The organism is Corynebacterium sp. HMSC14B06 (assembly GCF_001807075.1).
In the GTDB taxonomy this organism is placed as follows: Bacteria; Actinomycetota; Actinomycetes; order Mycobacteriales; family Mycobacteriaceae; genus Corynebacterium; species Corynebacterium jeikeium_D.
Window position 1 is genome coordinate 31,543 of sequence record NZ_KV787403.1, and the last position, 13,169, is coordinate 44,711.

The 13,169-nt window shown below is 59.0% G+C and carries 11 protein-coding genes; 2 read left to right on the plus strand and 9 right to left on the minus strand.

Annotated features, from left to right (window positions below; all coding sequences use genetic code 11):
• The first annotated feature begins 31 nt into the window (after positions 1-31).
• A complete protein-coding gene (locus HMPREF3130_RS10195) occupies positions 32-301 on the plus strand; it encodes an ACT domain-containing protein (RefSeq protein ID WP_016421638.1) in 270 nt (89 codons plus the stop codon).
• Between the two features lie 14 nt (positions 302-315).
• Positions 316-1,680, plus strand: coding sequence for a PFL family protein (locus tag HMPREF3130_RS10200; protein WP_069359737.1), 1,365 nt, complete (start codon positions 316-318; stop codon positions 1,678-1,680).
• Between the two features lie 18 nt (positions 1,681-1,698).
• On the opposite strand, the gene HMPREF3130_RS10205 is transcribed toward HMPREF3130_RS10200, so the two are convergent.
• The 9 genes from HMPREF3130_RS10205 to HMPREF3130_RS10245 form a co-directional block, all read right to left on the minus strand.
• On the minus strand, positions 1,699-2,256 hold the full coding sequence (locus tag HMPREF3130_RS10205) for a TM2 domain-containing protein (RefSeq protein WP_070429906.1): 558 nt from the start codon (positions 2,254-2,256) through the stop codon (positions 1,699-1,701).
• A 219-nt stretch (positions 2,257-2,475) separates the two neighbouring features.
• Positions 2,476-3,402: a cutinase family protein gene (locus tag HMPREF3130_RS10210; protein WP_070429907.1), complete on the minus strand. Its 927-nt coding sequence runs from the start codon at positions 3,400-3,402 to the stop codon at positions 2,476-2,478.
• Positions 3,403-3,407: 5 nt separating this feature from the next.
• Entirely contained in the window at positions 3,408-3,899 is a 492-nt protein-coding gene (locus HMPREF3130_RS10215) for a DUF732 domain-containing protein (protein ID WP_070429908.1), read from the minus strand.
• 37 nt (positions 3,900-3,936) lie between these two features.
• Entirely contained in the window at positions 3,937-6,048 is a 2,112-nt protein-coding gene (locus tag HMPREF3130_RS10220; RefSeq protein WP_070429909.1) for an alpha/beta hydrolase-fold protein, read from the minus strand.
• Between the two features lie 549 nt (positions 6,049-6,597).
• Positions 6,598-7,641, minus strand: coding sequence for an alpha/beta hydrolase (locus HMPREF3130_RS10225; RefSeq protein ID WP_070429910.1), 1,044 nt, complete (start codon positions 7,639-7,641; stop codon positions 6,598-6,600).
• A gap of 474 nt (positions 7,642-8,115) precedes the next feature.
• Positions 8,116-9,135, minus strand: a complete 1,020-nt coding sequence (locus HMPREF3130_RS10230) for a decaprenyl-phosphate phosphoribosyltransferase (RefSeq protein WP_042388985.1) — start codon at positions 9,133-9,135, stop codon at positions 8,116-8,118.
• 29 nt (positions 9,136-9,164) lie between these two features.
• Positions 9,165-9,755, minus strand: coding sequence for a phosphatase PAP2 family protein (locus HMPREF3130_RS10235; protein ID WP_070429911.1), 591 nt, complete (start codon positions 9,753-9,755; stop codon positions 9,165-9,167).
• Positions 9,739-11,799: a glycosyltransferase gene (locus tag HMPREF3130_RS10240; RefSeq protein WP_070429912.1), complete on the minus strand. Its 2,061-nt coding sequence runs from the start codon at positions 11,797-11,799 to the stop codon at positions 9,739-9,741. The genes HMPREF3130_RS10235 and HMPREF3130_RS10240 overlap by 17 nt, the downstream gene beginning before the upstream one ends.
• A gap of 200 nt (positions 11,800-11,999) precedes the next feature.
• The gene (locus HMPREF3130_RS10245) at positions 12,000-13,013 is read right to left on the minus strand and encodes an alpha/beta hydrolase (RefSeq protein ID WP_049171829.1); all 1,014 of its coding nucleotides are present in this window, start codon (positions 13,011-13,013) and stop codon (positions 12,000-12,002) included.
• Between the last annotated feature and the right edge of the window lie 156 nt (positions 13,014-13,169).

Genomic DNA, 13,169 nt, shown 5'->3' on the forward strand with positions numbered 1-13,169 from the left:
CCCCGCCTCCCCACCGGCTAAAATTGAGGCCATGTTTGCCATCATTACCGTCACCGGCGAAGATCACACCGGCATCATCGCCGCCGTCACCACTGCTCTGGCGGAGCAGGACGTCAACATCGTCGATGTTTCCCAGACCCTCATGGATAAATGGTTCACCATGATCCTGCGGGTGGAGTTCAACGAGAAGGCCACCCCCATCAGCACGCTGCAGGGTTACATGGATTCCGTCGGCAAGCGGGAGGGGCTTGTCATTCGAATCCAGTCTGAGGCGCTGTTCAACGCCGTCAACGAGATTTAAAGGGCGCGACCAGGATGGATTTCAACTTCGCGCAATCTAAGTTCCTCGACACCATTGACATGATCGAGAAGTACCGTCTGGATATCCGGACGGTCACTATGGGAATTTCCCTGCTCGAGTGCTCTCGCTCTGAAATGGAAGCCACCGCACAGGCGGTGTATGACCGCGTGACCAGGCAGGCCGCTCGCCTCGTGGAGGTCTGTGAGGGTATCGAGGCGGAGCTGGGCATTCCGATTGTCAATAAGCGTATCTCCGTCACACCAGTTTCCCTCATCACGGCCGGTTGCGAAGGCGACCCCACCGTGGTGGCCAAGGCCCTCGACCGCGCCGCCCGCGATTCTGGCGTGAACTTCCTCGGCGGCTACTCGGCGCTCGTCGAAAAGGGTGCGACGACCAGCGAGAAGCGGCTCATCGACTCCATTCCCCACGCTCTGAGCGAGACCGAATTGGTGTGCAGCTCGGTCAACGTAGCGTCGTCACGCGCGGGCATCAACATGGATGCAGTGCGTCGCATGGGCGAGGTGGTGAAGGAAGCCGCGGCGCAAACCGCTGACCGCAGCTCGATTGCCTGCGCCAAGCTGGTGGTTTTCGCCAATGCGGTGGGCGACAATCCGTTCATGGCCGGCGCGTTCCACGGCGTCGGGGAGCCCGATTGTGTCGTATCCGTCGGCGTTTCGGGTCCGGGTGTGGTCGATCGCGCGCTCGGCGATCTGCAGGGCGCCAGCTTTAACGAAGTCGCCGAGGAGATCAAGAAGGCAGCGTTCAAGATCACACGCACGGGTCAGCTGGTCGGCACGATGGCGTCGGAGCGCCTGGGCGTGCCTTTTGGCATCGTGGATCTCTCGCTCGCGCCGACCGCCGAGATGGGCGACTCCGTCGCTCATATTCTCGAGCACATGGGGTTGGAGCAGGTCGGCACGCACGGCACCACTGCCGCGCTGGCACTGCTTAACGACGCCGTCAAGAAAGGCGGCCTGATGGCGTGTTCACGCGTCGGTGGACTGTCCGGGTCGTTCATTCCGGTCTCTGAGGACAAGGGCATGATTGATGCTGTCCGTGCGGGGTCGATCAGCATGGACAAGCTGGAGGCGATGACCTCTATTTGTTCGGTGGGCTTCGACATGATTGCAATTCCTGGTGACACGCCTGCGACCACGATTTCCGGCATGATTGCCGACGAGGCCGCCATCGGTGTGATGAACCACAAAACCACCGCCGCCCGCCTCATTCCGGTGCCGGGTACCAAGCCGGGCGATGAGGTGAACTTCGGTGGTCTGCTCGGATATGCGCCGGTCATTGATGTCAATGCCAAGGGCAATGCCGAGTTCATTGCCCGTGGCGGCTACATCCCCGCCCCGGTGCACGGGTTCAGGAACTAGCGGCTTCGGACGAGGCTCCTACGATTGCAGGCGGCGCCCATTAGCGTCATAGGCGTAGGAGCCACTACCGACGAGAATCAAAATGAACTCGATAAATGCCCAAATGCTGACGCCGATGATTAGGAAGAATCCGACCAGAAGGATAGCCGTAATCCAGCCGAATACCGTCAGTGCTAGTTGAATAGCACCACGCGAGTTGTGCCCCAGGTAGAAGTTGTGAACACCGAGGGTACCCAGGAAGAAGGCAAGCAGAGCCGCTGCAATCTTGGACTTATCCGAGACAGGAGCACCTGCGCCCCCGTAGCCCTGGTGCGGGTTCGGGCCACCGAAGCCAGCGGAATACGCCGGCGCCTGCTGGTTTGGGTAACCACTCTGATACGGGTTCGAGTACCCGTTGTGGAAATTGTGCTGGCTCGGGTCCTGATAGCCCTGCCCCATGTTCGGCTGCTGCTGTGGGTATGGATCCGAGTACGGCATACCGGAGCTGTAAGCACCCGAGCTGTCGGCGAACTTTCCCCGGGACCTCGGCATACCGTCTTCGTCGAAATCTCCATATGGGTTTATCGGATTCGTCATTGCACCCTACCTTTTCGACTAGATTATCCGGTCATGAACAGCAGTTCCTTGGGCGATAATAACCGGTTCTGTCAGACTGCTTCCTGCAATTTTTGTCAATTTCTTTCGAAACTTTAGCGAACCTGTTGTTTTGAAACGTTAAACACCAGTTCTTGAGCAAGATTCTAACAGCAAGTACCCGTCGAGGTCGGGCTCGTCTCGCACATTTTTGAGCTGCCTCTACCGTCGCGCCAGCGATTGTTCAATCAGTTCGCGAGTCCAGCCCTCAGTCCAGGCCAGCGGAGTCGTACCCGGGATTGCTACGTCATTCGTGGCGTAGGTCGCATGCGCTCCTGCGCCGGCAATCATCTCCTGCGCTCGCGCAATCGCATCAGCCACTGCCGGAGGAACATCACAGAAGGAATCCGATGGCACGCAGACATTCTGGACCTTGTCATTAAGAGGCCCAAAGCCGTCTCGTGGACCGCGCATCGTTGCGCCCGGAACCACAGCCTGCACAATGCCGCCAAGCGGCTGCAACGACAGCTCGACACCCACACCAGCCAGCGGAACGCCCTGGTTCACGCCCTGATTGGGGTCACGCCGCGGGTCGCCCAACAGAGCCACGCCCGCGATGCGCTCGGCCGGAACGACACCGCGACCATTGCCGATGTCAGAGGCCAAGTCACCTGCAATAGCCGCACCCTGGGAGAAGCCCATCAGGACGAAGTCCGTCAGCGGGCACTGCCCGTGTAAGTCAGCCATTTCCTTAGCGGTGACATCGCGCCCGACTGCCTGCGAATCATCGTAGGTGAGTTGGTCGGGCAGCTGATGCGTCTTAATCTGTGCCGGGTACGGCGTAGTCCAGACCTTGACATCACCCTCCGAGTAGGACTGCGAAATCGAGTTTGTCAGGCCAAGCAGCAGCGAATGTGGGTTCGCGGTCGGGGCCATTGGGTCATCGTCAGCACGCGATTCCGCAGTTCCGGGCACCGCGATAACTTCTACCGCCGGGCACCACTCGGGCTGTTCGGCCAGAATCCCACCATCGTCGCCGGGGGTCGGTGGGGTTTGACCGCCTTGGTCGTCGTTAAGCCATTGCACTACGCCGAAGCCAATAGCGGCCACCAGCACAATGACCGCCAGAATTGTCAGCACTTTACGCATGAGTGCTAGCAATACGCCTTTTTAGCGGAGCTTGCAATAGTCTTCGCCACTTCTTCGGCACTTTCCTGTGAGCGCCCCTGTGCGACCAGCTGTCCAGCAATCGCCAGCGCGATGACCTGACGCTCCTCCTCCGGTGCGTCTGCGCATGCCGCGCGACCTGTGCCGATGAGCTGATCCTCCACCCCAGCAACATCAATTCCCGCTTTTTCCAGCGCTTCGAGGTATGAATCGTCCGCCTCACTGAGCTTCATCTGCCCATCGGGCGCTTCGTCCACGCGCTTAGCTTGGGGATCTGTGATCTCCGGCGCAGACTTTTCGCTCGACTTCGGCGCAGAAGTCTTCGTGCTTGACGACGTCGTGGAGGTCTTGTTCGTCGTCGTCGACGAGGTGACCTCCGAGGACTCCACTGTGGAACTGCCACAGGCGACCACTCCGAAGGTCAGCAGCGCAACAGCTGTGGTTGTAGCCAGTGTCCGGAAGGACTTGTTCATGGACATTTGTCTATCCCCTACTCAGTGCCCTGCTTTGGTTGGCTTACTTGTCATCAGCGTTGTCGGCGGCTGGGGCCGGTGCATCTGGCTTATTGCGCTCTTCGACAATCTTGCCGTTGAGCTGACGGATCCAGCCACCCTCGAACTGCTGCTCAAGACCGCCGGCCTTGACTGGCTGCAGTGGGCCGACCGGGTAGCCGAACGGGCCATTCTCGTAGCCAGTGCTGCCCCAGTGGTCAGTGATGTCGTTGGAGCGCACCGGCTGTGCACCAGTTTCCGGAGTCCAGTAAATGGCACCGTGTTCGAAGCGCTGGAAAGCGCCGCGGGCGAGCTTGACCTCGTCGCCGTCGACAGGCAGACCCAGATCGGACTCAGCGCCACCGAGCTCCTTGTAGACACGGCCGATTTCACCACGCACGATGCGAGGTTCTTCGCCGCCGATCTTGACGATGGTGCCACCCTGGAAGTCCTGGGCGACACCGCCCGGAATATCGCGGTGGTTGGCGACTGGGTAGCCCAGCGGACCGGTCTCGAAGCCGGCCTTGCCCCAGACGTTCATAATGTCGCCGGTGACTTCGTGGGCTCCGCCTTCCGGAGTCCAGTAAATCGAGCCCTTTTCGAAGTGGACGAATCGTCCCGAGCCATCCGGCGTAGCCAGTTCGTTGGTCACTGGGTAGCCGAGCGGCGAGGACGGACCACCGAGCTCGTTGTAACGCGAACCGATGCGTCCCCAGACCACATGTGCCCCGGAATCCGGGTGCCAGTAGGCGGTACCGCCGGTAAAGTCCTGAGCCACGCCATTCTTGGCGACGCCATACTCATCCGACAGGCAGGTGCCGATTCCCGGCAGCGATGCGACGGCCTTTTCAATCTCGCCACCTACGCGGCAGACAGCGCCACGATCGGACTCCGGCAACTGCAGTGCATCGGCCAGCGTTGGCCAGGCCTGACTGACCTCGAATTGCCAGTACGGCCAGGTGTGAGTACCCGAGCTCCGGAAGTTCACAACCGGCTCGACGCCCTTTTCGCGAGCATTTCGGATGAAGGTCTCACTGGTCATGCGGGAAAGCACTTCCAATGCGTAACCGGTCGGATTGTCCGGCTTCGTCGGATCGATCTGCGACGGCACGTCCCACTCACCGGTGTTGCCGTTACCCGCCGAGATGTACAGCGACATGCCCTTGAGCTTGTCGATGTTCAGCTTCGGATCATTGTCCTTCCAACGCTGCGAACCGAGCGGGCCCCACATCTTCGTCGCGTCATAGCCACCGGTGTTCTTCATCGCCAGAGAGATTGCCTGCGGCATGCCCGGCGAAGTCATGTCCAGGTAACCAGAGAGGCTACCGGCAAACTTCCACAGCTCCGGCGAGTGCGCTGCGACGTTGTAAGCACCGGTGGCTCCCATGGAGATACCGATGATGCCGCGTTCATCGTTGCCGCGGAAGCCGTTGGTGATAACCGGCACGAGCTCCTTAGTGATGAAGCTCTCCCACTTGTAGTTCTGACCGTTATCCGGCTGATCCCAGTCAGAGTAGAAGGACGATGTACCGCCGGCAGGCATAACCACCAGGACATTCTTGTCCTCGTAGAAGCGTTCGATATTAGTAGCGCGAATCCAACCGGAGTAGTCATCAAACGATGCCATACCGTCAAGGTGGTAGACGCTCGGGAATGTGCGCTCCTTGTCGCGGTACCAATCGCGCGGCAGCAAAATCTCAACCTGGATTGGCTTCTCCGGCATGGCAGCCGAGCGAATGTGCGCAATGACGTGGTGATCTGTGTACCACTCGACCTTGTCTACGCTGACTCCGCTGGGGAGGTTCGCCACTGCGGGAGTATCGACTTTAAATGGCGTACGCTCCGGCCCTGGCATCGGCTTCGGCATACCCAGGCCAGGTAGCTGCGCACCAGCAGCTTGCGCTGCTTCAGCGGCCTTAGCAAGGTCTCCCAGGTCTCCAGATTGCGCCAACTGCCCCTGAACGGCCTGAAGTTCCTCGTAGCTAGGCAGACCTGGCTGAGCTGGCTCGGGAGCCGCCACTGCAGCAGGGGCACCGAGAGCGAGAGTCAACGGTAGTGCCAAAAGTGCGGTCAACGCCCGTGATGACTTCCGGCTGTTGCCGAGTCCACCACGGAGGAATCTAGCGGTTACGCGCATAAGAGGGCTTCCCTTTACAAAGTCGCTGGTTGAAATTTTTTGAGACGTTGAGTGTTGCACCGGCGCCGATTAGGCACCTGCAGATAGCATCACGCGGCGCTTGAGCTATGCGTTTACCGTTCGGCTTCGCAGAATTACGTGGTGACCAGCAACGTATCCGAAGGTTCCCCTCCTCCGGCGTGCCGCTGCACGAAGAATCTCACACACGTTCTGCGAAACAAACGGTATAGCTACCTGAATAGCTTCACCCTTTACTTTAAGGTTCGACTCTCATGTTTACCCTCTTACGGGTAAAAACCGTGGAGACACACGCAAAAGGAACTGAATTCAAGCTTTGACAGCGCAACTCTTTGCGCCCCTCTGTAGGCCGTTACCCACACCTTCCGCTCAGCATCCAAACCCGGACTCGACACAGAAAAAAGACCAATCCCAACAAAAGGATTGGTCTTTCTTCAAAATTGAGACTTCTTAAGAAGCTAGCCCCTTTAAGAAGCCATCCAGCACCAGAGCTAGGTCAGCGCGCCAGAGCGCCCTGAAATAACTACCGACCTAGAGCCCCAGCGCCCCAAGAATGTGCGGGCGAGCAAGCGCGGCATCACGGCCCCACAGCTCCCACGAGTGGATACCGTTCGGGCTGTAGACAAACTGCGCATTGAGGCCGGCAGCGCGAGCGTCCTGCTCAAAGCGCTGCGTCGAAGCGCGGGAGACGGACTCCATTACGGCACGCCAGACAGTGTCAGGGAGCTGCGGCACCGGACGGCTCAAGACCTCCGGATCACTCCACAGGCTCTGAACACCCTGGGCGGAGGAAATATACATCGGCAGCCCCCGGAGCTGGTCCAGCTGCAGCGATGGATCATGAGCACGCCACTGCTCCGAAGCAGGAACCGGAAGGCCCCACATGCCAGTCGGATTCACTACACCAGTGCTAGCCACCATTGCAGTAGCGCCGGTCGCAACAACTGGGTTGGACATCTGGTAGTAACCGGACAGCGAAGTAACCTGCTTGAACTGATCACGGTGGCGGGCCGCCAGAGAAACCGCCGCAGCCGCACCCATGGACAGACCAGCGATTGCGTTGCGGTTCGGGTTGACACCAAACTCACGCTGCAGATAGACCGGCAGCTCCTGAGTCAGGAAGGTTTCCCACTTCTGAGTCTTGACTCCTTCGGAAGTCACTGCCGGAGCGTTCCAGTCGGCATAGAAGGAGCCGTCGCCAGCAGCCGGCGCAACCAGAGTGATGTTGTCATTGGCAAAAGTCTGAGCAATATGGCCCGACCAAATCCAACCGGACGCACCCTTATTAAAGCCCCACAGACCGTCGAGCATGTACAGGGAGGCATCGCCGCCACCAGTAGCCGCCTTGATCTGAACCGGAATATTGCGGTTCATAGCTGGCGAGAAAACCTGGCAGTACTGAACCCACCAGTTGTATGGATCCCACTCACAGCCTGGGCGCAGTCGATCACGGTTTGGATCAGCACTCGCGTCCTTCGCGGATGCGAGCATGATGCCGCCAAAGACCATCGCAACCGCTACGAGGGCAGCTACGACCTTCACCGTGAAGTTACGACTCACTGCAGTAAAGCTCATCGTTCTCCTCTTTACTTTCGGACTTACCTCCGCGCCAGACTTCTCGGAGGCAGTCGCTTGCGCGAGCTTTCGCTTTTCTGCTTCCAGTTGTGACGCGACAACTGGAGACTCCACAAAAGAATCTCGAGTATGTAACGATACTCAATCGTTTCCCTACAACCAAGTTAAAATCGTAACCATTCCGTAATATTTCTCACATTTCCCCTCAAAACTATTCACCACAAGGAGAAACGCTGTTTACCAGCGAGGAATTACAAAATTGTAATTCCGCCCCCGACTAATCCGTAGGACTGACTGAGACATCTAAAACACGCCTACAAGAACCCCAAACACAACCTAAGTACTAACGAGATACAGAAAAAAGCCCATGCACCCCTCGATGCATGGGCCTTCAGCTACCAACCGAACCCGACTAGAACCCGACGAGAAAACCGACGGAAATCGCAGTTCGCTTAAAGGGAAAAGAACTGGGAACTACCCCAGAGTCGGGACAGCGTAGACAGCGATAGCAATGGACAGCAGCCACAGTACGGCCAGTGCCTGCAGCGGACGGTCCTTGAGCGCAATCTCATCCGGGCTTCCCGCATCACCACGGTCAACGTCGGCTGCGAAGCGCAGGATGGCCACAGTGAATGGAACCATCGAGATCTCGTACCAAATAGCCGAAGTCGACGAAGTGCCCGGCGCGCGGCCCATCTCAAAGCCCCACAGCGCGTAGCTCAGCACCACGGCGGTCGCAGCGAGGGTCCACACAAAGCGCAGGTAAGTCGCGGTGTAACCCTGCAACGACTTACGAATCTTCTTACCTGTGCGCTCCGCCAACAGCAGCTCAGCGTAACGCTTACCGGCTGCCATGAACAGCGAACCAAAGGCCGCAACCAGCAAGAACCACTGGGACAGGTTGATGTTGGCAGCAACACCGCCGGCCATTGCACGCAGCATGAAACCCGAGGACACCAGCGCAATATCAATCACCGGCTGATGCTTCAGGCCAAAGCAGTAACCGAGCTGCAGCGCAATGTATACAGCCACAACAATTGCTAGCCCTGGCCCCTCAGAGGCGAACCAGGACACCGCAATCGAACCAATAATCAGTGCGACCGCCATAATGTACGCCATGCTCACCGGCAGTACGCCAGCGGCAATTGGGCGGAAGCGCTTGGTTGGGTGCGCGCGGTCAGCTTCGACATCGCGGGCATCATTAATCAAGTAAATCGACGATGCGGCCAAACAGAAGGCCACAAACGCCACCAGGATGTCGACGGTCAGCGTGCCGATCGAACGTCCCGAGTCCATGATCTCGTTGCCGGCCGCCAGTGGAGCCGCAATGACCAGGACATTCTTCACCCACTGCTTCGGGCGAAGCGCCTTGATCATGCCGTCCAGCAGATTCTTCGGCGGATGCCCCTGCGGGTGCGCAGGCTCATCGATACCGGAAGTGTGCGGCTCGGACCCAATCCTTGATTGAGAAGCTCGCCTCTGGTTGGCCGACACATTGGCCAAGTTGTCGTTCTCCGCCTGTGTCACTGTGCATTCCTTTCCGCAATGGAGGGCTGTCCACCCTGGTTATGCTGCGCCTTTTTCGGCTCGATGACCCTATCACCTATCTTGTCCACCGCAAGAGCAGTGGCTGTACCCAGCGCTGCTCCGAGAGCGACATCGGTTGGGTAATGCACTCCCAGCACCAGGCGGGAGAGCATGATTGCCGGCACACCCACAGCCGGGGCTGCCGGGTAACCCAACTTTGCAATCCCCACCAGCGCCGCCGTCGTCGACGTCGCGTGCGAGGACGGGAAACTCAGCTTGCTCGGCGTACCAACGCCGATTGCTATACGACGGTCATGGGGACGCGGGCGACGGACAATGCGCTTAAGCACCACCGATGCCGCATGCGAGGTAAAGGCGGATACACCGACCTTTGCCCAGCCAATGCGTCGCTCCTTATCCACCGCCGCCCCGAGGGCAGCGAGCCCCATCCACCCAAGGGCGTGCTCACCGAAATAGCTCATGGCACGCGCGGTGGGCAGCACACCCGGAACGTCGTTAAGCGTGTGCTGAATAGTAACGAGAACGTCGGACTCGCCGAACGGATCGCCTTTAATTTTCGAAGACATTCGCCCAGGCCTTCCTACTGGTCAGATCGTCATAGGCTGCGCGGTAGCGTGCCTGCATTTGCTCGAACCGCTCCTCAACCTGCTTTTGCAGCTCCCAGGATTCTTCCAGCAGAGCCTTGGCCTTGTCGCGGTCACGTTGGCGATACACCACGCCACGGCCGTCAGCGGTGGTGACCGTTGCGCCATCCAGACGCGACAGGGAGAACCAACGAGCCTCCAGCGGCGCCAGGTTTGCCTGCGGCACCGCATGGTGCTCGGAGTTTTCCGGGCGCACGCTGTGAAGCAGCCCCTTGGCCAGCCAACCGACCTTCTTCAGCTTGCCCAGGCGACCACCGACATCCTTTGTCGGAATCCCCGGAATACCGGAGGGCTTTGGCAGATCGCCTGCACTCGGCAGCACAACCGCGTCGGGGAAGCTCTTGCGCAGGGCATTGATGCGCGGCAGCGAAGATTCGAGAATGTCGAACAGATGCTCCGGACCTGCCAGGAAGTCCTTCATGGCTTCGTTTTGGATGGCAACAGTGGAGTACTCCAGGCACAGGAGGTGCTTGAATGTGGCCTTGCGCATGGAACGCACGATACCGGCAGCATCTCCCTCGTGCTGGAGAGCCGCGACGATCAAGCGGTTGCGCAGGTGGAAGTACGCCTGCCAATCAATCGCATCGTCCTTGTCCGACCAGGCCATATGCCAAATTGCGACGCCCGGCCACGTGGCCGTCGGAAAGCCTGCCTTGCCTGCGCGCAAACCGTATTCGGCATCGTCCCACTTAATAAACAGTGGCAGCGGCTGACCGATCGTCTCAGCAGCGACGCGCGGAATCAAGCACATCCACCAGCCGTTGAACTCAACATCGATGCGACGGTGAAGGTCCTTCGAATCAACAACCTCACCGGTTGCGTTGGTGCCATGCTCCCCGCGATCGCGCAGCGGGTGCGCATAAAAGTCGTGGTCATAGTGGACGTGCGGAGCGGAAGTCCACATGAAGTCATGGCGGCCGATGACTTCACCCATCGAGTGCAAGTGGCTGCGCTCCTGCAGGTTCAGCATCTGACCGCCGACCAGCATCGGGGACTTCGCGAACCGGCCGACAGCGACCGCACGCAGAATGGAATCCGGTTCGATGGCGATGTCGTCATCCATGTAGAGAATGAACGGGCTATCGGTCGCACGCTTCGAATCCGAATCCGGACCTCCCAGGGCCTCATACATAATGCGGGAGTACCCGCCGGAACCACCGAGATTTCCCTGTGGGAAGATACGCAGGCGGTCACCAAAGTGCTCGGCGACAGCATCGAAGCCCGGCTCGTCTGCCGGGTGCTTGGTGCCCTGGTCAGGCATCAAAACAGCATCGATGATGGCATCGACCTCAGGATCCGAGGACAGCGCCTCAAGAGCAGCAACTGCATCGGTCGGGCGATTGAACGTCGGGATGCCGATAGTGACGCGCCCCTCCGGCGCCGGGTGCTCCGTGCGGTCCGGGTACGTCTGGCTCGGCGCCTCGATATCGGAGTACCAACCTGCGGAGTGGATTACCACGTCCGTCTCACAGGTGAGGTCGAACCAAATCCAGCCGCCGTCTTCAAATTGCGTCAGCGGTACTGGGATTTCGCAGACGTGGACATCCTTGCCGTCCACCTTGGCTTCCGCGCCTTCAGCCGCCGCACCCAGATCACCGACAACTTCGCCGGTCACGGCGATGCGCGCACCGTCAATCTTCGAACGATAAATGTCCACGCGCGCAGTACCGGACAGTTCCAGGCGCAGGACAACATTGTCCAGATTCGTCCACCGGCGCCAGTAGCTGGCCGGAAAAGCATTGAAGTAGGTTTCAAAACTAACTTCATCACCCGCCGGAATGGTGGCTGACGTGCGCGAATGCGCTTGCACACGACCGGCATTAGTCTCCGGCTCAACCAAGTAGAGCGAGCGGACATCACGGGGCTCACCCAACTTTGGCAGCAAAATCCGCTGCAGGCGTTCAACGGCAAGGCTTGACGACTTTGTCGGGGTATGTGTCCGCTTTTGTTCAGGCTGTGATGCCATGAGACGTATCAACCACTTTCCGAAAGGTCTACCGGGGGTGTTGCCGCCGATAAGTTACCGACGTTTCTATCTCATAGCATCCTAGTGCCCGTGGCGGATTGCCTCTTGTTGCCACGCTAGCGACAGCCCAGAATGTGAAAGCCCCTACGCGCTGCGGACTATCTGCTGCGCATAGGGGCTTTTTCGTTCAGGTTCTAGTTTTAAGCTCCGAGGAAACCTTCGATGCGGGCCTTGGAGTTCTGGAGGTTGCGATCCCAGGTCGGCCAATCGTGGATACCGGTCTGCTCGTATTCAAACGTCGCATCCAGACCGGAGGTACGAGCACGCAACTCAAACTCGCGGGTGGACAAGCGGGACAGCGACTCCAGCGCAACGCCACCGGCCTTCGGGACGACCCGGTAGAGGTTCTTCGGGTCACGAACCTCATCCGGAACACCATTTGCCGAGGTAATAACCAGATCCAGCCCCTTCATCTTCTCGACGTTCAGGTACGGATCATTGCGGACACGCTCCGCTGACATAGGCGCACCCCACATGTCGAAGGAGCTGTAGCCAGCCGACAGCTGAGCGGCCTCAATTGCAGTGGTCATACCCGGCGCAGTGGTGTGCAGGTAACCGGAGAAGGCAAGAGCCTGACCGAACTGGTCTCGGTGGTTGTATGCCAGCGATAGTGCAGCAGATGCACCCATGGACAGACCTGCAATGGAGTTACCAGTGCGAGAAATGCCGAACTCACGCTCAAGGTAAACCGGCAGTTCCTGAGTCAGGAAAGTCTCCCACATGTTTACAAACGGACCGTGCACACTAACCGACGGACGCTTCCAGTCGGTGTAGAAGCTACCGCCGCCACCACCTGGAATAACCAGGTTGACGTTGGATCCCTCAAAAGTACGTGGGGCGTTACCGTGCTCCACCCAGTCAGAGGCATCAGCCGGGCTACGCAGGCCATCTAGCAGATAGAGAGCCTTGTTACCGCCATTGGCAGAGGCCACAATCTGAACCGGAATATTACGGTCCATGGCCGGCGAATAAACCTGGCACTTCTGGGTGAAGTACTGGTACGAATCCCACTCACAACCCGGGCGCAGCGAGCCTCGGTCACCCGCCGCGCTCGCGGCCGGCGCCATGGTCAATGCAGACGCGGCCACAGCTACTGCGGACGCAACGGCTGCAACCTTTCGGCGCCAACCACGGAAAGTAGAGGTGATTTTCACGTGTGCATTCTCCTCACAATGTGCGACTCCCCACGACCGGTGGGAGCTATCAGGCGTGTTTCCGCTTCAGGGAATTACCTTAAGAAACAATAAATCTTCGACAAACTTACCCGCATTCACTGTCGTTTTCCAGCAGAACACGTCGAGACCCCACTT